The 26,220-nt window shown below is 65.6% G+C and carries 23 protein-coding genes; 9 read left to right on the forward strand and 14 right to left on the reverse strand.

All coding sequences use genetic code 11. The features are described from left to right. Positions 1-59 precede the first annotated feature (59 nt). Entirely contained in the window at positions 60-917 is an 858-nt protein-coding gene (locus ACQPYR_RS08040; RefSeq protein WP_433629460.1) for a GNAT family N-acetyltransferase, read from the forward strand. A 73-nt stretch (positions 918-990) separates the two neighbouring features. Here ACQPYR_RS08040 and ACQPYR_RS08045 read toward each other — a convergent pair whose 3' ends face one another. The 4 genes from ACQPYR_RS08045 to ACQPYR_RS08060 all read right to left on the reverse strand — a co-directional run bounded on the left by ACQPYR_RS08045 (position 991) and on the right by ACQPYR_RS08060 (position 5,463). Continuing rightward, complete coding sequence (locus tag ACQPYR_RS08045; RefSeq protein WP_433629462.1) at positions 991-1,899, reverse strand: hydroxymethylglutaryl-CoA lyase; 909 nt, start codon at positions 1,897-1,899, stop codon at positions 991-993. Between the two features lie 222 nt (positions 1,900-2,121). Further along, a complete protein-coding gene (locus tag ACQPYR_RS08050) occupies positions 2,122-3,330 on the reverse strand; it encodes a CaiB/BaiF CoA transferase family protein (protein WP_433629465.1) in 1,209 nt (402 codons plus the stop codon). Between the two features lie 133 nt (positions 3,331-3,463). Continuing rightward, positions 3,464-4,393, reverse strand: a complete 930-nt coding sequence (locus tag ACQPYR_RS08055) for a TauD/TfdA dioxygenase family protein (RefSeq protein WP_433635054.1) — start codon at positions 4,391-4,393, stop codon at positions 3,464-3,466. Between the two features lie 299 nt (positions 4,394-4,692). Further along, complete coding sequence (locus ACQPYR_RS08060) at positions 4,693-5,463, reverse strand: deoxyribonuclease IV (protein WP_364482196.1); 771 nt, start codon at positions 5,461-5,463, stop codon at positions 4,693-4,695. A gap of 130 nt (positions 5,464-5,593) precedes the next feature. Here ACQPYR_RS08060 and ACQPYR_RS08065 point away from each other — a divergent pair, with 130 nt between their 5' ends. The 3 genes from ACQPYR_RS08065 to tuf all read left to right on the forward strand — a co-directional run bounded on the left by ACQPYR_RS08065 (position 5,594) and on the right by tuf (position 10,254). Continuing rightward, the gene (locus ACQPYR_RS08065) at positions 5,594-6,799 is read left to right on the forward strand and encodes a serine/threonine-protein kinase (RefSeq protein WP_433629468.1); all 1,206 of its coding nucleotides are present in this window, start codon (positions 5,594-5,596) and stop codon (positions 6,797-6,799) included. Positions 6,800-6,960: 161 nt separating this feature from the next. Then, on the forward strand, positions 6,961-8,808 hold the full coding sequence (locus ACQPYR_RS08070; protein ID WP_433629471.1) for a serine/threonine protein kinase: 1,848 nt from the start codon (positions 6,961-6,963) through the stop codon (positions 8,806-8,808). 276 nt (positions 8,809-9,084) lie between these two features. Further along, positions 9,085-10,254: an elongation factor Tu gene (gene tuf, locus ACQPYR_RS08075; RefSeq protein WP_433629474.1), complete on the forward strand. Its 1,170-nt coding sequence runs from the start codon at positions 9,085-9,087 to the stop codon at positions 10,252-10,254. 140 nt (positions 10,255-10,394) lie between these two features. On the opposite strand, the gene ACQPYR_RS08080 is transcribed toward tuf, so the two are convergent. After that, entirely contained in the window at positions 10,395-10,604 is a 210-nt protein-coding gene (locus ACQPYR_RS08080) for a hypothetical protein (protein ID WP_433629477.1), read from the reverse strand. Positions 10,605-10,718: 114 nt separating this feature from the next. Here ACQPYR_RS08080 and ACQPYR_RS08085 point away from each other — a divergent pair, with 114 nt between their 5' ends. The 4 genes from ACQPYR_RS08085 to ACQPYR_RS08100 all read left to right on the forward strand — a co-directional run bounded on the left by ACQPYR_RS08085 (position 10,719) and on the right by ACQPYR_RS08100 (position 15,278). Then, positions 10,719-11,564 (forward strand): isocitrate lyase/PEP mutase family protein, encoded by an 846-nt coding sequence (locus ACQPYR_RS08085; protein WP_433629479.1) that lies wholly within the window; start codon positions 10,719-10,721, stop codon positions 11,562-11,564. A gap of 298 nt (positions 11,565-11,862) precedes the next feature. Next, on the forward strand, positions 11,863-13,218 hold the full coding sequence (locus ACQPYR_RS08090; RefSeq protein ID WP_433629482.1) for a cytochrome P450: 1,356 nt from the start codon (positions 11,863-11,865) through the stop codon (positions 13,216-13,218). Positions 13,219-13,297: 79 nt separating this feature from the next. Next, the gene (locus ACQPYR_RS08095; RefSeq protein ID WP_063045919.1) at positions 13,298-13,879 is read left to right on the forward strand and encodes a TerD family protein; all 582 of its coding nucleotides are present in this window, start codon (positions 13,298-13,300) and stop codon (positions 13,877-13,879) included. Between the two features lie 199 nt (positions 13,880-14,078). After that, complete coding sequence (locus ACQPYR_RS08100; RefSeq protein WP_433629485.1) at positions 14,079-15,278, forward strand: RNA-guided endonuclease InsQ/TnpB family protein; 1,200 nt, start codon at positions 14,079-14,081, stop codon at positions 15,276-15,278. A 33-nt stretch (positions 15,279-15,311) separates the two neighbouring features. On the opposite strand, the gene ACQPYR_RS08105 is transcribed toward ACQPYR_RS08100, so the two are convergent. From ACQPYR_RS08105 to ACQPYR_RS08145, 9 genes are all read right to left on the reverse strand, one after another. Continuing rightward, positions 15,312-15,797, reverse strand: coding sequence for a glutathione peroxidase (locus tag ACQPYR_RS08105; RefSeq protein WP_433629488.1), 486 nt, complete (start codon positions 15,795-15,797; stop codon positions 15,312-15,314). Continuing rightward, entirely contained in the window at positions 15,794-17,020 is a 1,227-nt protein-coding gene (locus tag ACQPYR_RS08110) for a cytochrome P450 (RefSeq protein ID WP_433629491.1), read from the reverse strand. The genes ACQPYR_RS08105 and ACQPYR_RS08110 overlap by 4 nt, the downstream gene beginning before the upstream one ends. 26 nt (positions 17,021-17,046) lie before the next feature. Then, positions 17,047-18,642: a succinic semialdehyde dehydrogenase gene (locus ACQPYR_RS08115; protein ID WP_433629494.1), complete on the reverse strand. Its 1,596-nt coding sequence runs from the start codon at positions 18,640-18,642 to the stop codon at positions 17,047-17,049. A 110-nt stretch (positions 18,643-18,752) separates the two neighbouring features. Then, on the reverse strand, positions 18,753-20,363 hold the full coding sequence (locus ACQPYR_RS08120; protein ID WP_433629497.1) for an acyl-CoA synthetase: 1,611 nt from the start codon (positions 20,361-20,363) through the stop codon (positions 18,753-18,755). A 12-nt stretch (positions 20,364-20,375) separates the two neighbouring features. Further along, complete coding sequence (locus ACQPYR_RS08125) at positions 20,376-21,620, reverse strand: hypothetical protein (protein ID WP_433629499.1); 1,245 nt, start codon at positions 21,618-21,620, stop codon at positions 20,376-20,378. Beyond that, positions 21,614-22,165: a nuclear transport factor 2 family protein gene (locus tag ACQPYR_RS08130; protein WP_387296891.1), complete on the reverse strand. Its 552-nt coding sequence runs from the start codon at positions 22,163-22,165 to the stop codon at positions 21,614-21,616. The genes ACQPYR_RS08125 and ACQPYR_RS08130 overlap by 7 nt, the downstream gene beginning before the upstream one ends. Beyond that, a complete protein-coding gene (locus ACQPYR_RS08135; protein ID WP_433629502.1) occupies positions 22,165-22,422 on the reverse strand; it encodes a ferredoxin in 258 nt (85 codons plus the stop codon). The genes ACQPYR_RS08130 and ACQPYR_RS08135 overlap by 1 nt, the downstream gene beginning before the upstream one ends. Next, positions 22,419-23,225, reverse strand: a complete 807-nt coding sequence (locus tag ACQPYR_RS08140) for an SDR family oxidoreductase (RefSeq protein ID WP_433629505.1) — start codon at positions 23,223-23,225, stop codon at positions 22,419-22,421. The genes ACQPYR_RS08135 and ACQPYR_RS08140 overlap by 4 nt, the downstream gene beginning before the upstream one ends. Further along, positions 23,225-24,430 (reverse strand): cytochrome P450, encoded by a 1,206-nt coding sequence (locus ACQPYR_RS08145; RefSeq protein ID WP_433629508.1) that lies wholly within the window; start codon positions 24,428-24,430, stop codon positions 23,225-23,227. The genes ACQPYR_RS08140 and ACQPYR_RS08145 overlap by 1 nt, the downstream gene beginning before the upstream one ends. 292 nt (positions 24,431-24,722) lie before the next feature. On the opposite strand from ACQPYR_RS08145, the gene ACQPYR_RS08150 reads away from it, so the two are divergent. Then, positions 24,723-26,192: an aldehyde dehydrogenase gene (locus tag ACQPYR_RS08150; RefSeq protein ID WP_433629510.1), complete on the forward strand. Its 1,470-nt coding sequence runs from the start codon at positions 24,723-24,725 to the stop codon at positions 26,190-26,192. Positions 26,193-26,220 lie beyond the last annotated feature (28 nt).

The following is a 26,220-nucleotide window of genomic DNA, read 5'->3' on the forward strand; positions in this document are numbered from 1 at the left end:
CCGCGGCGGCGCGGAAAATTGCGAGCACGCAGGGCTTTCACGCTCTAGCGTAATCCGGTATGAGGATCGAGATCACCGCCGATGCCGCACGGTTCCGGTCACTGACCGAGCCGTTTCTGCGACGTGAACCGTTGCGGCACACGGTGATCACCACCGGGATCGCCAACCACCTGACCGGCATGCAGGTCGATGCCGACTGCTCGCGGTTCCTGTCCGTCCACGACGACGACGCGACGGTGATCGGCGTTGCCATGCGCGCGGCCGGACGCGGCGTGTATCTCGGTGAGCTGCCCGCGGGAAGTATTGTGCCCGCCGCCGATGCGATGGCCGAGGTCGCTGCGGACGCGGGCGGGGTCGAGGGCGCGACCGACGATGCGACCGAATTTGCCGAGCGCTGGGGCAAATGGCACGGTGTCGGCTATCGGGAGGTGTACTCGACGCGCCTCTACCGGCTCGCGGATCTGAACTTTCCGAAGGCCGCCGGATCAGCCCGTCGCGCAACCGATTCCGATGTCGGCCTATGCGCCGAATGGGCCGAAGCCATGCGCCTCGAATCCGGTATGCCGCCGCCGACCCTGACCGCCATCGCCATCCGCAATCGCATCGCGACCGGTCGCTGGTGGCTGTGGGAACGCGACGGCGAGCCCGTCTCCCTTGCCGCACACCAGGTCCCGGTCTTCGGCTGGTCCCGAATCGGACCCGTATACACACCACCGGCCCACCGCGGCAACGGCTACGCCGGCATCCTCACCGCCCACCTATCGCGCACCCTGCGCTGGAACAACCTGAACGTCTGCCTCTTCGCCGACATCGCCAACTCCACCGCGAACCACATCTACCGCACCATCGGCTTCGAACCCGTCCGCGATTTCGTGCACTACCAATTCACCTCGGCCACAACCGCACTGAGCAAGTAGCGGGTGCCGCATAGGCATTGGTGACCTCGCAGGGGCTACGGCTTTTGCGAGGTACGCACTGCTCGTGCGGCGGTCAGGGGACGGGGGTGACCCATTCGAAGGCGGCGGCTTTGGAGCGGGTGCCTTCGGCGGTGCGGGAGCGGTTGGGTTCGTCGAGGTCGGTGAGTAGGGCTTCGGTGAGGGTTACCAGGGTGGCAAGGACCGGTGGGGTGAACCAGGTGGGGCGGGTGGCGAAGAGAATGTCTTCGGTGGAGGTGTTGCCGCTGGCGCCGGGGGCGAAGGGGCAGCCGCCGAGGCCGCCGAGGGAGCCGTCGACCATGGTCGCTCCGGCCTGCAGGGCGGCCAGGGTGTTGGCGACGCCCATGCCCCACGTGTCGTGACCGTGGAAGACGATGCGGCGGTGCGGGGTTCGGTCGCGCACCGCCGAGATCAGCTCCGACACCTGGGTCGGGTGGGCCTGGCCCAGGGTATCGGCGATGACGATGTCGCGAGCGCCCTCGGTGCGCGGGTCGTTGGCAATGGCCAGGACTCGCTCGGGATCGACGGGACCGTCGAAGGGGCAGGTGAAACTGGTGGCGAGGCAGAGCTGGATTTCGCCGCCCGCATCGCGCGCCAACCGAACAGCATCCGGCATCGCGGCGACACTGTCCTCGGTGCTGCGGCCGATATTGGCCTTATTGTGCGCGTCCGATGCGGAGAAGCAGTACTGGAAGTTGCGCACGCCCGCGGCGGCGGCCTTCTCAACATGGCGCGGCGTGGCCACCCAGACCCAACAGCGTTGCAGCTCTTCGGGGCTGAGCGCGGCAATGAGTTCCAAGGTGTTGGCCATCGGCGGCACCAGATCGGGACGTGCCATCGACCCGATCTCCAGTGCGGGCACGCCCACGGCGAGCAGTCGGCGCACGATGTCCACCTTGCGCTCGACCGGCAGCACCTTTCCGGTCAACTGCAGCCCGTCGCGCAAGGTCACATCGCGCAGCATCACTCCTCCTCCCGGGCATCCCGGGTCGGTGGCGCCTGACGCACATGCATCGGCACGCACATCACCCCGCCGCAGGGCTTTTCATTCGTGGCCGGGGTGGGATGCACCGTCGGACGCGCGTGTCCGGGCGCACTCACTTCGCGCGCACCGCGCCCCGGCGGTCGACGCCTGCCGTATACCCGTCGCGTCATACCGCCTCCACTCCATTGATACCGGCGCGCATCACGCCTCCAATCCGGCGATATCGGCATCGCTCATTCCGAGCAGTTCCGACAGCACCTCTCGCGTGTGCGCACCCAGGTCCGGTCCGACATTGCGGATCGGCAGGGACTTTTCACCGATCACGGGCACTATGCCGGGAAAGCCGACCGTCTTCGGTTGCGGCGCACCGACATCCACCGGGAACGGCTGAATCATATTGCGCGCCTGGTATTGCTCGTCGTCGACGATATCGGCGGCGGTGTAGATGGGGCCGCACGGAATAGCCGCCGCCTCCAACAGTTTCAACGCCTCGTCGCGGGTGTGCCGCACGGTCCATTCGGCAATGGACGCGTCGAGCCGTTCGCGATTGCGCCAGCGTCCGGCATTGTCCCGCAGTTCCGGATCGGCGGCCAGATCGGGACGGCCGATCACCTCCATATAGCGCTGGAAGATGGCATCCCCGTTGCCGCCGATGATGATGCTCGCACCGTCGGCGGTCGGGTAGGCATTACTCGGCGCGATGCCTTCCATCCGCCCGCCGACCCGCTCGCGATTGATGCCGTAGGCAAGATAGTCGGGCACCAGCGATTCCATCACCGACAGGATCGCCTCGTTCAGCGCTACATCGATGACGCGTTCGCCCAGCGGTATCGACTCGTTGGTGCGTTGCCGCTGGAACAGCGCCATCACCGTGCCGAACGCCGCGTAGATCCCCGCGATCGAATCACCGATGGACACGCCGACCCGAACCGGCGGCCGATCCGGATCACCGACGAGTTCGCGCAGCCCGCCGACCGCCTCGGCGACCGCGGCGAAACCGGGCCGCGCGGCCAGCGGCCCGGTTTGCCCATAAGCCGAAATCCGGGTGATCACCAGATCCGGATTGACTTCGTTCAGCACCGCCGGACCGAGGCCCCACTTCTCGAGCATGCCCGGCCGGAAATTCTCCAGCAGCACATCGCAGTGCCGCAGCAGATCCAGGACGATGCCTCGACCTGCCTCGGTGCGCAGATCCAGCGTGATCGACTTCTTGTTCCGGTTGATGGTGCGGTACAGCATCGAGGTATCGCCGCCGTAGAGTCGCCAGTTGCGCAGCTCGTCGCCGGCCTTCGGGCGCTCCACTTTGATCACCTCGGCACCGAAATCGCCGAGGATGCGACCAGCGGTCGGCGCGGCGATGTAATTGCCGAGTTCCAGGACGCGAACCCCGTCCAGCGGGCTGATGCTCATGGCATCAGTCTGTACTATCGTGCCGCCCGGCAACGGCCCGACCTCGTACCTCGGCGAATGCCGGTACCACAACCGCACGGCCCCTCAACTGCCGCAGCACAATCGGCGTACTGCGGCAGCCGTGCGATCGTCGTCACACTTCGAGCGGGGAAGCTTCCTCGATGATCGAGTAGTGCTCGGCATTGCCGTGGTGTGAGGTGCTCGCGAGGCCGTCGACACCGACCGGGATATCGCCGGCGAGGGTGATCCGGGTCAGCTTGCGCGGCTGGTTGTCGTAGTCGTCGACGGCGTAGTGCTGGGTGGCGCGGTTATCCCAAATGGCGACGTCACCGGGCTGCCAGTTCCAGCGGGTGGTGTTCTCCAGCTTGGTCACGCGGTCCTGGAACAGGCGGAACAGGGCCTGGGACTCGCTGGTGGAGACCCCGACGAAGCGCTTGACGAAGTGCCCGACCAACAGGGCGCGCTCACCGGTCTCCGGGTGCACCCGCACCACCGGGTGCTCGGTCTCGTAGTAGTCGGACTGGAACTCGGCGCGGTAGGCGTCGGTGTTCGGGTTGCTCCGGTCGACGTCGGTGGCGGCGTAGTCGTAGAGGTTGGTGTGCACCGCCCGCAGGCTCTCGGCCAGGCGCTTGAGCGGCTCCGGCAGCGAATCGTAGGCGGCGACGGTGGAGGCCCAGGTGGTGGAGCCGCCGTAGGTCGGCAGGGTGACCGCGCGCAGGATGGAGGCCTTCGGGATCCGGTCGACGAAGGTGACGTCGGTGTGCCAGCTATTGGCGCGGCCGTACTCCGAGTCGATGGCCAGACTCTTGACGCCGTGCGAGGTGACTGTCGGATGCGGGGTGGTGGGAGTGCCGAGCAGTTGCGCGAACTCGTACTGCCCGTCCTCGGTCAAATGGTCCTGGCCGCGGAAGAAGATGACCTTGTGCTCGAGCAGCGCGCGCCGGATCACCGCGACGGTTGCCGAGTCCACATCGCCGCCGAGCCGGACATTGTCGACCTGGGCGCCGATGCGGGCGCCGATTTTGGTCACGGTGGCGGTTGTCTGGGCGTAGTCGACCGTCATGAGATCACCTTCGCTGGGTTGAATCGGTTGATGCGCCATCGAGCACATCACCGAAACACCCAGGCCGACCAGTGTTTTCGTCGCCATGATCCCAACCCCACGCCCGTGCCGAGTGGAGTCATATGGCGGCTCAGTGCATGTCGCGGAGCCGCCATTCGACTGCCCTCGGTGGGGCTGTGGTTGCGTTCTCGAGAGTAGTCGAATGGCGGTTGCCGGTGGCGTTTCGGGCCACCATTCGACTACCTTCGGTCAGCTGTCCGGTTGGGTCTGCTGACACCTGGACGGAGGCGGCGGCAGGCTCAGCCGACGTGCTCGCGCAGATACGCAAGATCCTCGGCAACCCCTTCGCCGGGCGTCTCCAGAACCACCGGGGCATCGGCCGTCCGGCACACCTCGGCGAGCAACTCCGGATCGATCGTCCCGTCCGCGAAGTTGGCATGACGGTCCGCGCCCGAATTGAATTCGTCGCGGGAGGAGTTCAGGTGCACCAGGTCGATGCGGCCGGTGATGGCCTTGATCCGCTCGACGACGCCGACCAGATCCTCACCGCCCGCCCAGGCGTGGCAGGTGTCCAGGCAGAAGCCCGCGCCGAAATCGCCGACCGCGTCCCAGAGCCGGGCGATCGAATCGAAATGCCGGGCCATGGCGTGGTTGCCGCCCGCGGTGTTCTCGATCAGGATCGGCACCGCGAAGCCGCCCTTGTCCTGCTGACGTTCGAACAGCTTGCGCCAGTTATCGATTCCGGTCTCGAGTTCGCCGTCGGAGCGGACATGTCCGCCGTGCACCACCAGGCCGAACGCGCCGATATCGGCGGCGGCCTCGGCCTGCTGCGCGACCGCATTGCGCGACGGCATGCGCAGGCGATTGTTCAGGCTGGCCACATTGATCTGGTAGGACGAGTGCACCACCACATCGATCGGACTGGCGAGGATCTCCTCGGTCCGCGGATGCGGGGTCGGTTTGTCCCAACTCTGCGGGTCGACGACGAACAGCTGGATGACATCGGCGCCGAGTTTTTCACCGAAGCCGATCGGATCGCTGTCGAGCCGGACGTGTGCTCCAATGCGCATGGGGCCGAGCCTAACGAGTGCCACCGACAACGTCTTCGCCCACCGCAACGAACATGTTGCGTCCGGGCCGTGCGAACAGATACATCGGTAGGATCCAGGTGCTCGACCCGATACGGGGGGTGAATCCACTGTGCTGCGACCTGGCGATGTTTTCGCTGGATACACGATCAAACGTGGGCTCGGCCAGGGCGGTATGGGCACCGTCTACCTGGCCCAGCATCCGCGCCTGCCGCGCCTGACCGCGCTGAAATTGCTGAAGCGCGAACTGTATACCGATGCCGAGATCCGGCGCCGCTTCGAGCGGGAGGCCGATCTGGTCGCCCAGCTCGACCATCCGAATATCGTCACCGTCTACGACCGCGGCGCCGAGGATCAGCAGCTGTGGATCTCGATGCAATTCGTGCCTGGCGCGGATGCGTCCTGTGCGGATGTCAATGTGCTCGCGCCGGGTCGCGCGGTGCAGATCGTCGCGGATACCGCGGCCGCACTGGATTTCGCACACGGCAACGGCGTGCTGCACCGCGACGTGAAACCGGCCAACATCCTATTGGCCAAGGCCCCGATCGGACAGCCGGAACGGGTGCTGCTCACCGACTTCGGCATCGCGGCAATGCGCGATGGCGAGTCCACGCTGAGTTCGGCCGGAACCATCACCGCCACACTGGCATACGCCGCGCCGGAACAACTGACCGGTACGCCGGACTACCTGGCCGACCAGTATTCACTGGCCTGCTCGCTGTTCTGGATGCTGACCGGTGTCGGACCGTTCCAAGGGGCGAATCCCATGGCCGTCATCAACGGGCACCTGTATGGGGCGATACCGTCGCTGCGCCGGTATCGCCCCGACGTGCCGCCCGCGCTGGACGCGGTGCTGGCGCGGGCCATGGCCAAACGGCCCGCGGACCGGTTCGGCAGCTGTATCGAATTCGCCGTGGCGGCTCGGCGGGCGCTGGTGTCGTCCGCGCCGCACCAGCCTCGAGCGAACGGTGCGTATCGCCCGCCGATGGGCATGGGTCCCGAATCGCGTTCCGGCACCGAACCTCCTCGCGATGCCGGTCCGGCCCGGAACCCGGTGCCGTCTGGCGGTCCGGCCCGGAACCCGGTGCCGTCTGGAAACGCGGTGCCCCCCAACAGTTCCGAGCGGGTCGGCAGCAGCAGAACCGCCCGGCCGACCGAGCCGACCAGCCGCAGTGCCCCCGAGTCCCCGAGAACGTCCCAGCCGCGCCTGCCGCTGCCGCCGCGCCGTTCGCCGCGACCCGGCACCATCGCCCTGCCCGATATCCCACGTCGCCCCGGCAGAACGCCGCCCGGACCCACGCCGCGCCCTCCGCCATAGCCGGAACTACGTCGATACCGATAAGTCGACGATAACCAGGGCTTAAGCGAATCCTGCTAAGGTTTCGATGTTTTCCGTGGTCAGGAGGTCCTGATCGCGCATTCTTATGCTGTACGTCCGTTCATCGGTGGGTCCCGGTGGGCGGCGGAAATGGAGCAGACATGCTGGCCAGCGGTGACGTATTCGCCGGTTATGTCATCGATCGGCAACTGGGTCGCGGTGGCATGGGTTCGGTGTACCTGGCAAAACATCCGCGACTGCCGCGGATGACGGCGCTGAAGCTGCTGAATCGAGAGATGTTCTTCGATAAGGAGGTGCGCGCGCGGTTCGAGCGGGAGGCGGATCTGGTCGCGCAGCTCGATCACCCGAATATCGTCACCGTCTACGACCGCGGCCTCGAGGACGAGCAGCTGTGGATCTCGATGCAGTACATCGATGGCATCGACGCCGCATCCGTCGATCCCAAGTCGCTGCCGCCGGAGCGCGCGGTCCAGATCATCAAGGAGACCGCCGACGCGCTCGACTACGCGCACGGCATGGGCGTACTGCACCGTGATGTGAAGCCCGCGAATATCCTGCTCGCCCGCTCCGGCGGCGGGCGCGGTGAGCGGGTCTACCTGACCGACTTCGGTATCGCGCGATTGCGTGACGACACCGGCCATCTCACCCAGACCGGCACCTTCACCGCGACTCTGGCCTACGCCTCGCCCGAACAGCTGACCGGCGCTTCGCTCGATCACCGCTCGGATCAGTATTCGCTGGCCTGCTCGCTGTTCTGGCTGTTCACCGGGTCCGGTCCGTTCGCCGCGACCAATCCGGCGGCGGTGATCCAGGGACATCTGCAGGGCACGCCCCCGGCATTGAGCAGTGTCCGTCCCGGACTGCCGTTCCAACTGGACGGGGTGCTGGCGAAGGCCATGGCAAAGCGACCGGATGAGCGGTTCGCCTCGTGCTCGGAGTTCGCGCAAGCCGCCAAGCAGGCATTCACCGGTCCGAGCGTCCCGGCGATGCCGGTGGTCGGCCCGCGTCCGGGTACCGGACCGGCGATTCCGGTGACGGGTGCGCCCCGGCCGGTCACCGGGCAGCCGATGCCCGTGACCGGTACCCCGCATCCGGTGACGAACGGTCCGTACCCGCAGACCGCCGGACCGTATCCGCAGACCAGCGGCCCGTACCCGCAGACGAGCGCTCCGCACACCGTGCAGCCGCAGCCGTTGGCGCCGACGACCGTCAATCCCGCTTCGCAGGGCACCCCGCGTCCGCAGCCGGTGCAGACCGCGCCGACCCAACAGCAACCGCATCCGAGCAATCCCTACAACCAGCAGCCGCTCGGATTCGCGCCCCGGCCGCCGATGAGCGGGCCGCGCCCACCCGCACCGCCGCAGCGCAAATCGAATGTCGGGCTGATCGTCGCACTGTGCGTCGGTCTGGTGATCCTGTTGGTGATCGTGCTCGCGATCATCGGCGTGGTATCCAACGGTGGTTCGTCCAACTCCAGTGGCGGTAGCACGACGACCTCGTCGAGTTACTCCAACGGCGGCAGCGGCTCGGTGGACGCGACCGCGGCCGCGATCAGCAAAGAGTTCCCGCGCATGGTGCCTGCCAGCGAGTCCGATTCGGTCGGCTACAACGGCGCGAAATGCAATGCCCACAAGACCGGCGACCTGACGCTGCCCACGCCGGGTACGCCGGACTTCGGCGCCTGGGCCGCGCAGTGGGATTGCTACGGCGGCGGTGACAACGACGACCCGTTCTACACGATCTACGTCTACAAGAACGCCTCCGATGTGCAGAAGGCGCTGAGCAACCTGCCTTCCGACGCCACCAAGTCGACCGATACCAACGGTGGCAAGACCTACACGAACTACAAGTTCGTCAACGACGGGCCCAAGATCGTCACCGCGTTCACCGGCGACAGCAAGCGCGCCCAATTCCTCATGTACGCCGACGGTTTGGCGGGTGCTCAGGACAAGGTCCTGCGCTGGTGGCGCTCGGCCCCACTGAACTGACAGCCCAACCGGGCGCGAAAAATGGCTCGCGCCCGGTTCCGTTCGGTCCGTACAGTTCTGTGCATGTTCGGCCACACCATCGCTCTGGAGTCCGCGGTCGCGGACGCGATGGCGGCTGCCCTGGCAGCGTCCGCGGCAGTGGCCGCGGCGCACCTCGACGGCGCCCGAAGCTGACCTTCCCCGGGATGTCCCGGGACCTCTGACGGGGAAGGTGGCCCGTCGCAGAGAGGTCCCACGGCGAGATCGCCGGAAATCATTTCCTAGCCAGGGAAAGTCATGTCCAAGAAGACGTATGTGCGGACCAAGCCGCATCTGAACATCGGCACCATGGGGCACGTCGATCACGGCAAGACCACGTTGACCGCCGCCATCACCAAGGTGCTCGCCGAGCGCGGTGGCGGTAGCTTCGTCCCGTTCGACCGGATCGACCGGGCGCCGGAGGAGGCGTTGCGCGGAATAACCATCAATATCGCGCACGTCGAATACGAAACCGCCACAAGGCATTACGCGCATATCGATATGCCGGGGCACGCCGACTTCGTGAAGAACATGATCACCGGCGCGTCCCAGCTCGACGGGGCGATCCTGGTGGTGTCGGCGCAGGACGGCGTCATGCCGCAGACCGCCGAGCATGTACTGCTCGCGCGTCAGGTCGGAGTAGAGCACATCGTGGTCGCGCTCAACAAGGCCGACGCGGGCGATCCGGAACTGCTCGACCTGATCGAGCTCGAGGTGCGCGAGCTGCTCAGCGCCCAGGGGTACCCGGGTGTGGAACTGCCGGTCGTACGGGTTTCGGGTTTGCGTGCGCTGGAAGGGGATTCGCGGTGGACCGCCGCGCTGCTCGACCTGCTGGACGCCGTGGACACCCATGTGCCCACGCCCGTGCGCTACACCGACGCGCCGTTCCTGCTCCCGGTGGAGAACGTCCTGACTATTACCGGTCGGGGCACCGTCATCACCGGTGCGGTGGAGCGCGGCCGGATTCGCCTCGGCGATCGGGTGCAGCTCTTCGGGGGCGAGGAGCTGACCTCCGTTGTCACCGGGGTGGAAACCTTCGGCCGGACAATGGAGTTCGCGGAAGCGGGGGACAATGTCGCGCTGCTGCTGCGCGGCGTGCAGCGCGGTCAGGTGCGTCGCGGTCAGGTCGCGGCGGAACCGGGCAGCATCGCGGTGCACACCCGGTTCACGGCGCGCGTGTACCTGCTGGGTACGGCGGAGGGCGGTCGGCGCACCCCGATCGCCACCGGCTACCGCCCGCAGTTCTACGTGCGCACCGGTGACGTAGTCGGCAACGTCACGCTGCCCGTCGCCGTCGCCCGCCCTGGCGAAACCATCGACCTGACAGTCGAATTGGGCCGCCCGGTCCCGCTGGAGCCGGGCCTCGGCTTCGCCATCCGCGAGGGCGGCCGCACCGTCGGCGCGGGCACCGTCCTGACCGTCGGCTAGCCCTGCCCAGGTTGGGCATGTGCGAGCGTCACGCATGCCCAACACCTGGTCGGGAGCTGCCGCATCGGCAGACCGCATGGCGCGCAACTACCCCTGAGTGTGCGCGTCGATTCTTGTGCGGCGTTTGGGAATCCGTGCCGTCAACCGCCGGCGCATCCACCCGCGATCGAGCTGTCGGTGTGGTCGTAGGGGTTGCGCTCCCGAGGCCGATTGCGTTCGTCAGCGCGACGAATCCGCTGGAGGTCGCGAACCACCGCCGCACGCCGAGCCGCGGTTTCCTCGGCCGCGGACCAGGATGCCGAAACCCTGCGCCGCCGGAGCAGCAGATTCAGAATTCGTCGAATGCCCATGATTACCAACCCCCTTCTGTGTTATGTGATTTTATCGAAGGGGTCTGACAAGTCCGGCTGCCTCGACGGCCTGCACAGTGGACGAATGAACACGGGAAGAGGGAGCAACACGACGTGATCAGTGATCGGCGGCAACGCGCACAACGGTTCGTCGAGCTGCACCGGGAAGGTTGCTTCCTGCTCCCGAATGCGTGGGATGCGGGCAGTGCCCGGATTCTGGAATCGGTCGGATTTCCCGCCGTGGCCACCACCAGCGCCGGTATCGCGTTCTCCCTCGGACGCCCGGATCACGACTTCTTCGCTGAGCACGAGGACGGGCGGGTCGATCGCGAGACCATGCTGGGGCGGGTGCGCGAGATCGTCGACGCGGTTGGGGTGCCGGTCAGCGCCGATCTCGAAGAGGGGTACGGCGAGAAGCCCGAGACGGTGGCGGCCACGATCTCGTCGGCGCTCGACGCCGGTGCGTCGGGCGGCAATATCGAGGACTTCACCGGCGACAGCACCCGTCCGCTCTATGACCTGGAGTTGTGCGCGGACCGCATCCGCGCGGCCCGCGCTGTTATAGATGCCGGCGGGGAGCCGTTCGTTCTGGTCGGCCGCACCGATGGTCTCCTGGTCGATATCTCGCTCGATGAATGCATCCGCCGGGCCAACGCCTATCTGGCAGCGGGCGCGGACTGCGCTTTCGTTCCGGGTGCCAGCGACGCCACAACTATCGGCACACTCGTGCGCGAACTCGACGGCCCACTCAATGTGGTCATGGGCTTGACCGGCAACGCACTGTCCCTCGACGACCTGCGCGAACTCGGTGTACGCCGAGTCACGGTCGGCGGCAGCATCTTCCGCGCCATGTACCGCCAATTGCTCGATACCGCACACGAATTGGCCGACCGCGGCACTTTCACCTACGCAGCCGAGCAACTCACCCAGAACGATCTCAACAACCTCTTCCGCCGCTGATCCAGGCTCCAGGTCGGGCGGTTCTCGCGCATCGGGCGGCAAGGATCGTGTCGAGGTCGCGTTCCTTGAACGGAACTGGGTCGGGGCGCCGCAGGCGCGAATCACGGCGAGGTCGATCGCCGTCAGACGAACAAGAGGCCCGGCACTGCGAGTGTCGGGCTTTTTGTCGCGGCAACACGCTTTCTCCCAGGCACAGGGGCGAAGTCGGGCGCTGAGCCTTGCCTGCCCCACGCCTATCGTAGTACTGTCCAGACACGTGTCCATCATATGTGTGGACAGATATCCCAGGAGGATTTTCATGACCCTGGTCAAGCCGCTGCGGGTTTCCGGAGGCGATCACGAGCATGGGCATCTCGAGGAATTCCGCGTCGATCCATTGGCTTTGATGCGCCGGGTGCGGGCGGAGTGCGGGGATGTCGGCGCATTCGATCTCGCCGGGCGTCATGTGATTCTGCTGTCCGGCGCCGAGGCCAATGAGTTCTTCTTCCGGTCCGGCGACGAGGATCTCGATCAGGCCGCCGCGTATCCCTTCATGAAGCCGATTTTCGGCGAGGGCGTGGTGTTCGACGCCAGTCCGGAGCGGCGCAAGGAGATGCTGCACAACCAGGCTTTGCGCGCGGAACAAATGCGCGGGCATGCGGCGACCATCGGGCGCGAGGTCGAGCGCATGCTGGCGAACTGGGGTGACGAGGGGCAGATCGACCTGCTCGACTTCTTCGCCGAGCTGACCATCTACACCTCATCGGCCTGCCTGATCGGCAAGCGCTTCCGCGATGAACTCGACGAACGCTTCGCCCACCTCTACCACGATCTGGAGCGCGGCACCGACGCGCTGGCCTATGTGGATCCGTATGCGCCGATCGAAAGTTTCCAGCGCCGTGACGCAGCCCGCGCCGAACTGGTCGAATTGGTGCAGGGCATCATGGATGGCCGCGCCGCGAATCCGCCCGCGAACAAGGAAGATCGGGACATGCTCGACATCCTGATCTCGATCAAGGACGAGCAGGGGCAGCCGCGATTCAGCGCGAGCGAGATCACCGGGATGTTCATCTCGATGATGTTCGCGGGCCATCACACCACTTCGGGTACCGCGGCGTGGTCGGTCATCGAATTGCTCAGGCATCCGGCGGAATTGCGTCGCGTCGTCGATGAACTCGACGAGTTGTACGCCGACGGTTCCGATATCAGTTTCGGCGCGCTGCGCCAGATTCCGCATCTGGAGGCGGTGGTCAAGGAAACACTGCGCCTGCATCCGCCGCTGATCATTCTGATGCGGGTGGCGCAGGGCGAATTCGAGGTGTGCGGACATCGCATCGCACCGGGCGATCTGGTCGCGGCGACTCCGGCCATCTCCAACCGGATTCCGGAGGACTTTCCGAATCCGGATCTGTTCGACCCGAACCGCTATATCGATCCGAATCAGGCGGATATCGTCAACCGCTGGACCTGGATCCCCTTCGGGGCAGGCAGACATCGCTGTGTCGGTGCGGCCTTCGCGCTCATGCAGCTCAAGGCGATTTTCTCGATACTGCTGCGGGACTGGGAATTCGAAATGGCACAACCATCCGACAGCTACCGCAACGACCACAGCAAGATGGTGGTGCAGCTGCAACAGCCCTGTGCGGTGCGCTACCGCAGGCGGCGAAAGGCCTAGGCAAACGCCCAGTTACGAGAGCATGAGCGGGAAGATTCTGGGCCCGATGGACTTGCGAATTCGCTTGTAGGGTGAAGACATGATCACGCTCAAAAAGGAAGATGGCGCCGCTGATCTCAACGGCATCACCAAGCTGACGGTCGGGGTGAGCTGGGACCCGTCGGGGGGCACCAGCGGCGGCGCGGTCGGATTATTGCGCCGCAAGCGCGGTGTGGACCTGGATCTGATCGCCATCCTGATGCAAGGCGCCGAGCCGGTGCGTTTCGCCGGACTCGACTCCCTCGACCCGCTCGGCAACGGCTCGGTCCAGCACACCGGCGACGAACAGACCGGCGCGGCCTCCGGCGACGACGAATCGGTGCACGTCACCTTCGCGAATGTGCCCGAGGCCATCGACGCGATCATTTTCGTGGCCGCGGCCTTCAAGAAGGGCTCCTCGTTCGAGAAGGCCAACAACATCAGCTTCAAGGTCTACGACGCGACCGGCGGCAGCGCCCAGCAGGTGGCCGATATCTGGCCGTCGCTGCTCGGTACGGATAACGCCAATGCCGTGGCCAAGGCTTTCCGCAACGGCGGAAGCTGGCAGCTCGAGGTGCTCAATCGCAAGGGCAAGATCAAGCAGGGCGATAAGCAGGCCCTGCTGCGCTTCGCGATGGCGTGACCACGCAGCGCGAGCCGGAGCTCAGGCGAGTTCCGGCTCGCATCGCTACCGGAATGTGGTGTACTACTCCACCACATTCGTTGCCCCTGCCAATAGTGATGCACCAACTCGAGGGAGTCTTGTCGCATCTGCTTCGACGACACGCCGGTCAGCGACTTGACCAGCTTCGACATCGCAAACCAGCTGTACCGTGGCAGATGTGCAGTTGCGGTACACCTTTCGCATCTACCCGACACCTGGCCAGCGGCAAGCGCTGTCGCGGGCGTTCGGGTGCGCGCGTGTGGTGTTCAATGATGCGTTACGTGCGCGGCACAACGCGCGAGCCGCCGGAGAGCCGTATGTAAGTGATGCCGCACTGTCGCGGTCCCTGACTGCTGCGAAGAAGACTTCGGAGCGGGCGTGGCTAGGTGAGGTGTCGGCGGTGGTGCTGCAGCAGGCGCTGGCGGACCTGAACACTGCCTACCGCAACTTCTTCGCGTCAGTCAGCGGGAAACGCAAGGGCCGTAAGCTTTCCCCGCCCCGATGCAGGTCTCGCAAGGACCATCGGCAGGCGATCCGGTTCACCGCCAACGCCCGCTTCGCGATCACCGATGACGGGAGGCTGCGGTTGCCGAAGATCGGTGATGTCGCGGTGCGGTGGTCGCGGAAACTGCCCTCGGTGCCGTCGTCGGTCGCAATCATCCGTGATGCTGCCGGGCGGTATTTCGCGTCGTTCGTCGTGCGGACCGATAGCGAGCCGTTGCCGGTGGCGGAGGGGGAGGTCGGTATCGACTTGGGCCTGGTGACCTTCGCTGTTATGTCTGACGGAAGGGTGATCGAGTCACCGAAGTTCTTTCGCCGCGCCGAACGCAGACTCCGCAAGGCGCAACAGGCACTGTCACGGAAGCGAAAAGGCAGCAAGAACAGGGCCAAGGGACGTCTGCGGGTAGCGTGGGCGCACGCGAAAGTCGCTGACACACGCCGGGATTGGGCGCACAAACACTCCACGATAATTATCCGCGAAAACCAAGCGGTGTATGTCGAGGACTTGTGTATCCAGGGTTTGGCGCGTACCCGGTTGGCGAAGTCGGTGCACGATGCCGGGTGGGGCATGTTCACCCGGCTCTTGGAGGAGAAAGCCGCCCGCTACGGACGGCACTTCGCCCGGGTGGGCCGGTTCTTCCCGTCGTCGCAGCTGTGTTCGGTGTGTGGGGTGATCGACGGGCCGAAGCCGTTGTCGGTGCGAACCTGGACGTGCCGGTGCGGTGCGGTCCACGACCGGGACCGCAACGCCGCCGACAACATTCTCGCCGCCGGGCAGGCGGAGAGACGAAACGCCTGTGGAGTGTGGGTAAGCCCGGAACCCGTTCCGGCACCGTGCGATGAAGCAGGAACCCACCGACAGACCACTACGGTCTAGCAGGAATCGCCTTCGTACACGAAGGCGAGGATGTCAAAGAACCGATTCGACGGCGGACACGACGGACGCATCATCGGGGGTGGTGCGCGGCCGGAACCGGCCGACTACCGCACCCTCGCGATTGATCAGGAATTTTTCGAAGTTCCACTGGATATCACCGGCCGTGCCCTCGGCATCCGCGGCCTCCACCAGTGCCTGGTAGAGCGGATGCCGCTCGTCACCGTTGACATCGGTCTTCTCCAGCAGCGGAAAGTCGACGCCATAGGTGGTCGAGCAGAATTCCGCGATCTCCTCGGCGGTACCCGGCTCCTGGCCCATGAACTGGTTACACGGCACGCCGACCACGCTGAAACCGCGGTCGCCATAAGTTTTCTGAAGTTCGACGAGTCCGGTGTACTGCGGCGTCAGCCCACACTTGGAGGCCACATTGACCAGCAGTACCGCCTTGTCTCCGACCAATTCGCCCAGTGTTGCCGGGTCGCCGGAGAGGGTACGTAGGGGAATGTTGCGGATATTCATTCGTATCGCACCTGCCAGTTCTTGATTCCGTTGATCCACCCCGATCGCAACCGTACCGGATCGGCGACCTGGCTGATCTGGGGCATGACATCGGCGATCGCGTTGAACATCAGGTCGATCTCCAGTCGCGCCAGATTCGCCCCGACGCAATAATGCGCACCGGTGCCGCCGAATGCTACGTGCGGATTGGGATCGCGCAATACGTCGAAGGTGAACGGATTCTCGAAGGCGTCCTCGTCGAAGTTGGCCGAACTGTAGAAGATTCCCAGTCGCTGACCCTGCTTGATCTGCTGTCCACCGAGTTCGGTGTCCTGGGCCGCGGTGCGCTGGAAGGCATTCACCGGGGTCGCCCACCGGACGATCTCATCGGGTGCGGTGCGCGGCCGCTGCTCCCGATATAGCTCCCACTGCTCCGGATGGTCCACGAAGGCCTTCATGCCGTGGGTAATGGCATTGCGGGTGGTCTCATTGCCCGCGATGGCGAGCAGGATGACGAAGAATCCGAATTCGTCCGAACCGAGTGCTTCGCCGTCGACATCGGCGTGCACCAATTGGCTGACGATGTCGTCGACCGGACGGGCGCGGCGCTCTTCGGCCATATTCCAGGCGTAGCCGAGGATTTCGGTAAAGGCGGTGGTAGCGTCGCCGTACTCCGGATCGTCGTAGTTCAGCGTCTGGTTGGACCATTCGAACAGCTTGTGGCGGTCGTCGTTCGGCACGCCGAGCAGTTCCGCGATGGCCTGCAGTGGTAGTTCGCAGGCGACCTGCTGGACGAAGTCGCCGCCGCCGGTTCGCTTGGCCTCGTGCACGATTCGCGCCGCGCGTTCGGTGAGTGCGGCGCGCAGACCCTCCACCGCACGCGGGGTGAATCCCTTGGAGACGATCCGGCGGGTCTTGGCATGCTTGGGCGCATCCATGTTCACCAGCAGCGCACCGGTGAGTTCGATCTGCTCCGGTGTGACATCGTCGGGCAGCCGGATGATCGCGCCCTTCTGCGCGGAGGAGTAGATTTCCGGGCTGCGCGAAATCTCCTTCACGTCTTCGTGTTTGCTGACCACCCAGTACCCGCCGTCGCGGAACCCGCCGGAGGTCGCATCCGGCTGCGCGCACCACCACACCGGTGCGGTGCGGCGCAGGGTCGCGAATTCCTCGACCGGCATGCGGTTTTCCCACAGCCCGGGATCGGTGAAATCGAAGCCTGCCGGGAACGCGGGCGCTGCCATAGCTACCTCCTGGGTGAAGAGTGTTTTCAGCGCAGCCTGAGTCGGCGCATGAGTCGTAGGGTCGTCAGCGTGGTCTTCAGCTGCTTCTCGTAGGGCAGGCCCGCGCGGGCGGCCATTACCTGGCGCTTCTGCACGCCGATATTCACGGTGTCGGTGTATTTGAGCAGGCCCTGATCGCCGTGCCTGGTGCCGACGCCGGATTGTTTGACACCACCGGACGGGGTGCCCTTGGCGGCGTAGGTGGTCACGAAGCCGTCGTTGATATTGATGTTCCCGGCCTCGAGCTGCGCGCCGATTCGGTTGGCGCGGGCCAGGTCTCGGCTCCAGACGCTGGCGTTCAGGCCGTAGGTGGTGTCGTTGGCGAGCCGGATGGCCTCCTGCTCGTCGGTGAATCGGTAGACGCTCACCACCGGACCGAAGGTCTCCGCGGTCGCGTGCGTCATCTCGGGGGTGACATCGGTGAGCACGGTGGGTTCGTAGCAGGCCGGGCCGATATCCGGTCGCGCCTTGCCGCCGGTCAGCACGGTCGCGCCCTTCGCGCGCGCATCCTCGACGTGCGCCGCGACCCGCTCCATATGCTGCACCGAGACCAGCGAGCCGAATTCCGGTGTGAAGTCGTAGGCGGCGCCGATCTTGGCGTTCAATTCGTCTGCCGCCGTGACCAATCGGCGCACGAACTCGTCGTACAACCTGTCCTGCACATAGATCCGCTCGATGTGCATACAGGCCTGGCCCGAATTCGCGAAGACCGCGAATGACGCACCGGGAATCACTTCGTCGAGATTCGCATCGTCCAGCACGATCATCGGGTTCTTGCCGCCGAGTTCGAGGCTGCAGCCGATCAGATTGCGGCCCGCGCCTGCGCCGACCACCCGCCCGGTCGCGGTCGAGCCGGTGAACATGACGAAGTCGGCATTGTCGATCAAGGCCGGACCCACATCGGGACCCTCACCGCAGACGACCTGGAACAGCCCCTTCGGCAGACCGGCCTTGTACAGCAGCTCCACCCCGAACAGCGCACAGAGCGCGGTCTTGTTATCGGGCTTGAGTACGACGCCATTGCCCGCCATCAGCGCGGGCATCGAGTCCGAGAGCGCGATGGCGAATGGGAAATTCCACGGCGCGATGACCGCGACGACGCCCTTGGGGCGGTGCTGCTCGGTCGAGGTGGTGATCAGCGGCACCGGGCCGCCGCGCCGCTTGGGCTTCAGCACCCGCCGTGCGGTCCTGAGGTAGTGGCTGATGACCATCGGCACATCGCAGGATTCCTCGAAGGCCATGCGGCGGGTCTTACCGCAGCCGATCTGGATCAGGTCGGCGATGGTTTCGTATTCGGCGAGTATCAGGTCGTGTGCGCGTGCGAAGACCTCGAGCCGGCGCCGCAGCGGCCAAGCGGCCCATTCCTGCTGGGCCGCGCGGGCGGTCGCGTATGCGGCGGCGACGTCCTCGGGGGTCGACTGCGGTAATTCACCGACCGCGGCGCCGGTGTAGACCTCGACCATCGAATACGGATCGGCGGTGCCGGAGGCCGCGACCATTGCGGTCAGCCTGCCGATCAGCGCTTCGGTGATCCGGGCGGGCAGCGCCGGTGCGGAATCCTTCTTGGCTTCGGTTGTATTCATCGGACCTTCTCCGTGCTGACGGCAGATGCTCTCGAATTAGAACACGTTCTCATCATGGCTGTCAGGGGCTTGATGGGGATGACCTGGTCGAATGCATGGCGAGACAGGGTTCAATCCGCCTGATGATCCGGTGCGCGGCTCGCCGCGTACTCCCGCGCCCAACGGTAATCGGGCTTCCCGCTCGGGGCCCGCGTGACGACCTCGGCCAGCCAGATCTTTTTGGGCACCTTGTACCCCGCGAGATGCTTGCGCACATGGCGCTCGAGCGCGGCGAAATCCATCGGTCCGGCGCCCGCGACCGATACGACCGCCGCCACCTGCTGGCCCCAGCGCTCGTGCGGGAGCCCGATCACCACCGCGTCGTAGACGGCTTCGTGCGCCTTCACCACGCTCTCGACCTCTTCGACGAAGACCTTCTCGCCGCCGGTATTGACGACCATATTGCCGCGACCGATCAAGGTCACCGAGCCGTCCGGCTCGACCCTGGCGCGATCGTCGGTCACCACGATCCGGTTGCCGTCGACCGTCTTGAACAGCCGCTCGGTCTTCTCCGGATCCTTGTAGTAGCCGATCGGCACCGCACCGGTCTTGGCGAGCCAGCCCTCGGCACCGGGTTCGACCTGCCGTCCCGCATCATCGACCACGATCGCGCCGCGCCCGCTCTGCACGCGTGGACCGCGGCCGGGATTGTCGTCCTTCTGTGCGAAACCGATACCGCCGAAACCGGTTTCGGAGGACCCGATGGAATCCGAGACGACCGTCGACGGAAACAGTTCCAGCAGTGCGTTTTTCACCGGTTGTGACAGCAGTGCGGCACCGGAGCCGATGGCGACGAGCGAGGATGCGTCCACCGGAGCGGCGCGGTAGGCATCGATCAGCGGACGGGCCATGGCATCGCCGGTGATCACCATGATGTGCGGGCGATGTTGTTCGACCACCTGCCACACCCGCCGCGCATCGAATCTGGGCTCGAAGATCACGGCATTGCCGGACCACAGGGCGGTGAACGACGGCATCATCGCGGCGGCGTGGATGAGCGGCGGGAGGACGAACCAGGTGCTCGGCTCGCCCTGCGCGCCGACACGGGACTGTTGATATTCGTCGGAAACCGGTTCGTTCGTGTAGAAGTCGATGCCGCCGCCGAGTACCCGCCACATATCCTCTTGCCGCCACATGACGCCCTTGGGTCGGCCGGTGGTGCCGCCGGTGTACATCATGAACAGGTCGTCGGGGCTGCGGTCGATCGAACGTCGGGCGGGGGAGCCCGAGAGTAGGGCCTGCTCGTATGAGGCGGACGCGGCCGGGGGGATGGTGTCGACGGGTGGCCGGGCGTCGACGATCAGCACGCGGATCGACGGCGTGTCGGCGAGTGCTTCCAGTGCCGCATCCGCGTATTTCTGATGACACACGAGCACTTCGAGGTCGGCATTGTCGAAGAGGTAGCGCAGTTCTTCGGCGCCGTACCGATAGTTGATATTGATCGGGACTGCCCGCAGCTTGAAGCAGGCAATGAGGGTAGTCATGGTTTCGATGCCGTTGTGCATCTGGAAACCCACGTGCGTACCGGGGCCGACGCCGATCGAGCCGAGATGGTCGGCGAGGCGATTCGCGCGGCCGTCGAGTTCGGCGAGGGTGAGTGCGAGATCGCCCTCGATGAGCGCGGTGCGCTCCGGCATCGCGTCGACCGCATGCTCGAAGAGGTCGGCGAAATTGTGGGACATGGCAATTCACTCTCAGCGAATGACGGTGAGCGGCAGCGGAATGCCGCGGTCGGTGAAAATGAAGGCGGCGCCGGTGCTGATCCGGGTGATGGCCACCTCGGTCGCCTCCTTGAACGGCGCTGCGGCGAGGGCTATCTCAGCGGTCCAGCCGTGCTCGTCGGAAGTGGTCGAGTGCACGTCGAACCGTGGATTAACGCCGCGCACCATGGCTGCCAACGGTGCTGGATGGTCGGGGTCGATCATCGATGGCCAGGTGCGGTCGGTGTCGGCATCGCTGTGCCACGGCACGCGCAGTCGCACCGCCTCGTCGGTGACGGATACATCGATGCCGGTGTACGGCAAGGGATTCCATGCCGGATGCAGGAGCAGCACCTCGGCCAGCGCGGCCGGATCGTCGCCGAGCCCGAGTGCGTTGCGAATCCGCTCGGAGGTGAGTCCGGCGATGCCGGTGAATTGTTTGCGGCCGATATCGGTTGCGGTGTCGGCGGACCGAGCGCGCACGGCGGTCATGAAGCCGATGGTGAGCAGATGGTGTTGCAGGCAGACCTCGTCGGCCATGCGCACCAGCGCAGATTTGGAGAAGTCGGCGAACCGCAGGTCACTGAGCAGCGGACCGGCGTAATCGCTTTGGCCGGGATCGTTCTTATCGATGGGGGACAGTTCCAGCAGTGCGGCTCGGGAGTTGGCCACCACCTCGGTATTCGGCGGTGTGGGCGGTGGGATATGTGCCGGGTCGATGACGACGGTCCACGCGCACACCGGCTTTCGGTCCGCCGGATGACGCGGCGGCCGGTGGATCGGGCGGACCTGGGCATGCGGATTTGTGGCGAGGGCGGTCGCGTCGAAGGTCGGATCCTCGATGTCGTGGCACATGGACACCACGAACTCCTCGCCGAGCGGCTCCACATCCGCCAGCGCGCCACAGTGGTCCAGCCAGAATTCGCCGTGGTCGCGGTCGTCGACGCGGAAACGGAAGTCCATGAACTGCGGCGGCGCACCGATATCGAGTTGCAGGCCCTTGAAGATCGTCGGCACGTCATCGCCCTCGAAATCGAGCGCGCGGCGCATCCGACGGGTATAGACCGGACTGGCGAGCTGCCACTCCTCGATGGCGACCGCCGCCATGCCCTCTCGCCCGAATGCCCCAATGGAATGTGCCATTCCGGACCGGTCGATCAGATGACCGCACAGCAGCAGTTCGGGCACCAGCGTCGCCAGCTGGGCCCGCGACAACCGGTCGAAGCTCGAAATCACCACAGTGGAACCGGTGCTTCGCCGATCCGATACCAGCCAGGCAGCGTCTTTCCGGAGACCGACCGCTGGATTCGCTTCTGCATTCCTGCCGTCAGTGCGTTGTTCTGGATCATCTCCACGAACAACTGCGAGACATTGCCGAAGTCGAAGAAGTCGCGCTGCCAGGACCATTGGTAGTTGCCGCCGTAGCGGAACCAGCTGCCGCCGATGCCCTCCGGACTGTAGTTGCGACCGTCGGATCGCTTGTTGTCGCTGATCTGCTTCCAGAAGCCGATGACATCACCGCTGCGCTCATCGATGACGAACTGTTGGTACGGATAGGACCAGCCCTCCAGCCCATCCATCTCCTGACCGAGTGCGAGTTCCCGGATCTCGGCCCGCCCCACTGCCATGAATTCCTGGGTCGGACCGTAATTCCAGCCGTAGGTGGCGTCCTCGGTGTACATCTCGGCGAGCGGCTTCCAGTCGCCCTTTTCCTCGCAGCGCTGATTCTCCAGCACCCAGCGCCGGACCATCTCGTCGAGTTCGGCGCGGTCGAAATCTGGCATTACCGTGTTCCTTTCGCGGCTGTGTCTACCCGCCCCGCCGGCTCCGCTGGCTGCGATCCCTCCGGGTCCTCACGGATCGACAGCGCTTGTGTCGGGCAGTAGCGCACCGCGCGCTCGATGTCCGCGCGGGCTTCGGGACCCGGTGTCGGGTCGAGGATTTCGACCTTGCCGCGCTTGGGCACGGTGAAGGCCGCGGGCGCTTCGTCCTGGCAGACGGCGTGCCCCTGGCACAGATCCAGATCGGCGACGATCCTCATGGTCGGCCCCTGTCCTCGGCGGTCGGTATTGGACGCAGCGGGGCCTCGGGCTGGACCTCGACCAGCACGAGATGCGCCCCGCGTGGTGCGCAGACCACGGCGATGACCGCGGCGGCCAGATCGCTCGCACGCAGCATGTACGGGTGACGGGCGAAACCCCAGGCCTTCCAGTCCGCCAGCATCGGCCCGACCACCTCGGGAGTGGAATTCATGCCCATGCCGGTCAGTGTCGGACCCGGGCGCACCAGTGATGCGCGAACTCCGCTGCCCTCCAGCTCCATTCGCATCTGCTGAACCATTGCCTCGAGCCCGGCCTTGGCCGCGCTGTAGGCGCCGGTGCGCGGGCGTGGCTCCTCGGCGCAGTCGGAGCTGATCAAGACGAAATCGCCGCGCTGCCTTCGCATCATGCCCGGCAGTACCCGGTGCACCAGCCGGTGCGCGCCGACCAGATGCACCTGTACCTGCTGCAGGAACCGATCCGGTTCCATCTCGTGCACCAGCGAGAATTCGATGTCGCCCGCGCCGGAGACCAGGATTTCGGTGGGCCCGAGGGTGTCTTCGGCCGCGGCGACGAAATCGTCGACGGATGCCGCGTCGGTGACATCGAGCTGGTGGGCGAAGGCTTCGCCACCGTTGGCGCGGATTTTGGCCGCCAGCGCCTCGCATTGATCCACCCGGCGCGCGCCGAGCGCGACGGGGTGTCCGAGTTCGGCGAGCGCTTCGGCCGTCGCGGCACCGATACCGGAGGATGCTCCGGCCACAATCGCCGGTCGGCGCACCGGATTCGGTTCGAACCGTGGCATTATTTGGCCTCCACGATGACGGGCAGGTTGGCGAACCCGCGGACATTGGTCGAGTGCACGCGCTTGATCCCGGCGTCGATGACGTCGTAAGAGCGCACGCGCGAGGCGAATTCGCGCAACGCGACGTTGGACTCCAACCGGGCGAGGTGGGCGCCGAGGCAGAAGTGCACGCCCGCACCGAAACTCGCGAGTCCGGACTTGTCGGTGCGCCCGATGCGGTAGCTGTCGCCGTCGGCGAAGACCTCCGGATCCCGATTGGCCGAACCGATCAGCAACAGCACCTTCGCGCCCTTCGGGATGGTGCGGCCGTGCTGGTCGATATCCACCGCGGCACAGCGCGCGACCATCTGGCTGGAGGTGTCATAGCGCAGCGTCTCCTCGACCCAGTCGGTGACCAGCTCGGGTTCCGCGACGACCTTGGCGTATTCGCTCGGATTGCGTGCGCTCCAATACAGCGCATTGCCCAGCAGTTTGGTGGTGGTCTCGTTACCGGCCACCACCATCAGGAACATGAAGCCGATGATCTCCTCGTCGGACAGGGTGTCGCCGTCGATTTCGGCATCCAGTAGCGCCGAGGTGAGATCCGTTGTCGGAGCATGCCTTCGTGCGGCGACCATTTCCGCGTAATAGGTGAGCAGCGTGATCGATGCCTGCGCGGCGGCCATCGGGACATCCAGGACGCCGTCCTCGCGGTGCACCACCAGATCGGCCAGCCTGCGGACCTCCGCGCGGTCGGCCTCGGGCACGCCCATCAGTTCGGAGATGACATCCATCGGGAGTTTGCCCGCGACCTCATCGATCCAGTCGAACTCGCCGGTCGCGAGTGCCGGTTCCAGGTAGGACAGCGTCAGGTCCCTGATCCGGTCCTCCATCTCGGCCACCCGCTTGGGGGTGAAGCCCTTGTAGACCAGGCGGCGCATGCGCATATGCCGCGGATCGTCCATGGCCAGGAACGACATCACCCGGCTCGCGTGCGGACCCCACGCCGCTGGATCCAGCGAGACCCCGTTGGCGCTGGACAGGCGGACGCTGTCGCGGAAGGCCGCGGTCACATCCGCGTGCCGGGACAGCGCCCAGAAATCCAGGTCGGCGTTGTAGTAGAGCGGCGCCTCGGTGCGCAGCCGCTCGTAGGTGGGGTACGGGTCCTCGTGGAACGCGTAGTCGTAGGGGTCGAAGGTCAGGGGCTCCAGTGAGGCGGCCGTCATCGCGATAACCCGGAATTCGAGAACCAGTTCTCATCGCTGAACGGTGTCGCGTCATCGATGGGAGACACATAGCTGGACATGTGTCTGGACGGTACCACCGGCATGCCGGAATCGACAGAGGTTTCCCTGAACAATCTGGGTGAGGTCAGGCGTGGTCCGCGAATGGCAGATGGTAGTTCTCGTCGGGGGCGGTCAGGCTGGTTGTGGGCCGTAGTTCTGAAACGAGTTCTTGCGTACGGGAGCGGACCGAGACTATATTCCGTACACCTGTCCAGACAGTATCGGAGCCTTTATGAGCAGCCTCCTGCCCGCCGACGGTTCGCGCCTGCTGATCGGCGGCAAACTGGTCACCGGCGGGGACGGCGTCTTCGCCACGGTGAACCCGGCGACCGAAGCGGTCATCGGTCAGGCCGCGAATGCGAACGGCGCGGATATGGACGCGGCCATCGCGGCCGCGCGCACCGCATTCGACGACACCGACTGGTCGCGCGATCACGCCTTCCGCGCCCGCTGCCTCGAACAGTTGCGCACCGCATTGCAGGCCGATGTCGACGAACTGCGCGAGATCACCGTCGCGGAGGCGGGCGCGCCGACCATGCTGACCAGAGGGCCACAACTCGAAGGCCCGGTCGCGGATCTGTCATTTTCCGCGTCGCTGGCCGAAACCTACAGCTGGGAAACCGATCTCGGCACCGCGACACCGATGGGCATCAAGAGCCATCGGGTGTTGCGCCGCGAGGCGGTCGGCGTTGTCGGTGCCATTACGCCGTGGAACTTCCCGCATCAGATCAATTTCGCCAAACTGGGTCCCGCGCTCGCGGCCGGAAATACCGTGGTGCTCAAGCCCGCACCGGATACCCCGTGGTGTGCGGCGGCCGTCGGCGCGATCATTGCCGAGCAGACCGATATTCCGCCCGGCGTCGTCAATATCGTGACCTCCACCGATCACGGTCTCGGCGCGCAGCTCACCACCGATCCGCGCGTCGACATGATCAGCTTCACCGGCTCGACGCAGACCGGTAGATCGGTAATGACCGGCGCGGCGGCGACTTTGAAGAAGACCTTCCTCGAACTCGGCGGCAAATCGGCATTCATCGTGCTCGACGACGCGAATATCGCGGGAGCCTGTTCGGTGGCGGCGTTTTCGGTGGCCGTGCATGCGGGACAGGGGTGTGCCCTCACCACCCGGCTGCTGGTGCCGCGCGCGGCATACGACGAAGCGATCCAGGCCGCGGCGGCCACCCTGTCGGGCATCGTTCCTGGTGATCCGGCCGATGCGCGCACCGTCTGCGGACCGCTGATCTCCGAGCGCCAGCGGGAAAGAGTCGAGCGATATCTGGAGATCGCGCGCGCCGAGGGCGGCCGGATCGTGGTCGGCGGCGGCCGACCGGCGGCCCGCGAGCGCGGATATTTCATCGAACCGACATTGATCGCGGATGTGCCGAATACCGCGACGGTCGCCCGCGAGGAAATCTTCGGACCTGTGCTCGTGGTGATCCCGCACGACGGCGACGACGATGCGATCCGGATCGCCAACGACTCCCCGTACGGACTCTCCGGCTCGGTATGGGGCACCGACCTGGACCGAATTCGGCACGTCACCAATGGCGTTCGCACCGGCACGATCGGTGTCAACGGCGGTATCTGGTACTCGGCCGACGCACCGTTCGGTGGCTACAAACAATCCGGCATCGGCCGGGAAATGGGCCTCGCCGGATTCGAGGAATACCTGGAAACCAAGCTCGTCGCGACCGCCGGATAGACCACAAACAGCTGCAAGGAGCTGATTT

Origin of the sequence: Nocardia sp. CA-120079 (assembly GCF_050955745.1) — a bacterium.
GTDB lineage: Bacteria > Actinomycetota > Actinomycetes > Mycobacteriales > Mycobacteriaceae > Nocardia.

Bases quoted from the DNA above. Each gene is read 5' to 3' on its own strand.
- ACQPYR_RS08040 (WP_433629460.1), top strand. From the start codon at position 60: ATGAGGATCGAGATCACCGCCGATGCCGCACGGTTCCGGTCACTGACC.
- ACQPYR_RS08045 (WP_433629462.1), bottom strand. From the start codon at position 1,899: ATGCTGCGCGATGTGACCTTGCGCGACGGGCTGCAGTTGACCGGAAAG.
- ACQPYR_RS08050 (WP_433629465.1), bottom strand. From the start codon at position 3,330: ATGAGCATCAGCCCGCTGGACGGGGTTCGCGTCCTGGAACTCGGCAAT.
- ACQPYR_RS08055 (WP_433635054.1), bottom strand. From the start codon at position 4,393: ATGACGGTCGACTACGCCCAGACAACCGCCACCGTGACCAAAATCGGC.
- ACQPYR_RS08060 (WP_364482196.1), bottom strand. From the start codon at position 5,463: ATGCGCATTGGAGCACACGTCCGGCTCGACAGCGATCCGATCGGCTTC.
- ACQPYR_RS08070 (WP_433629471.1), top strand. From the start codon at position 6,961: ATGCTGGCCAGCGGTGACGTATTCGCCGGTTATGTCATCGATCGGCAA.
- tuf (WP_433629474.1), top strand. From the start codon at position 9,085: ATGTCCAAGAAGACGTATGTGCGGACCAAGCCGCATCTGAACATCGGC.
- ACQPYR_RS08080 (WP_433629477.1), bottom strand. From the start codon at position 10,604: ATGGGCATTCGACGAATTCTGAATCTGCTGCTCCGGCGGCGCAGGGTT.
- ACQPYR_RS08090 (WP_433629482.1), top strand. From the start codon at position 11,863: ATGACCCTGGTCAAGCCGCTGCGGGTTTCCGGAGGCGATCACGAGCAT.
- ACQPYR_RS08095 (WP_063045919.1), top strand. From the start codon at position 13,298: ATGATCACGCTCAAAAAGGAAGATGGCGCCGCTGATCTCAACGGCATC.
- ACQPYR_RS08105 (WP_433629488.1), bottom strand. From the start codon at position 15,797: ATGAATATCCGCAACATTCCCCTACGTACCCTCTCCGGCGACCCGGCA.
- ACQPYR_RS08110 (WP_433629491.1), bottom strand. From the start codon at position 17,020: ATGGCAGCGCCCGCGTTCCCGGCAGGCTTCGATTTCACCGATCCCGGG.
- ACQPYR_RS08115 (WP_433629494.1), bottom strand. From the start codon at position 18,642: ATGAATACAACCGAAGCCAAGAAGGATTCCGCACCGGCGCTGCCCGCC.
- ACQPYR_RS08120 (WP_433629497.1), bottom strand. From the start codon at position 20,363: ATGTCCCACAATTTCGCCGACCTCTTCGAGCATGCGGTCGACGCGATG.
- ACQPYR_RS08130 (WP_387296891.1), bottom strand. From the start codon at position 22,165: ATGCCAGATTTCGACCGCGCCGAACTCGACGAGATGGTCCGGCGCTGG.
- ACQPYR_RS08135 (WP_433629502.1), bottom strand. From the start codon at position 22,422: ATGAGGATCGTCGCCGATCTGGATCTGTGCCAGGGGCACGCCGTCTGC.
- ACQPYR_RS08140 (WP_433629505.1), bottom strand. From the start codon at position 23,225: ATGCCACGGTTCGAACCGAATCCGGTGCGCCGACCGGCGATTGTGGCC.
- ACQPYR_RS08145 (WP_433629508.1), bottom strand. From the start codon at position 24,430: ATGACGGCCGCCTCACTGGAGCCCCTGACCTTCGACCCCTACGACTAC.
- ACQPYR_RS08150 (WP_433629510.1), top strand. From the start codon at position 24,723: ATGAGCAGCCTCCTGCCCGCCGACGGTTCGCGCCTGCTGATCGGCGGC.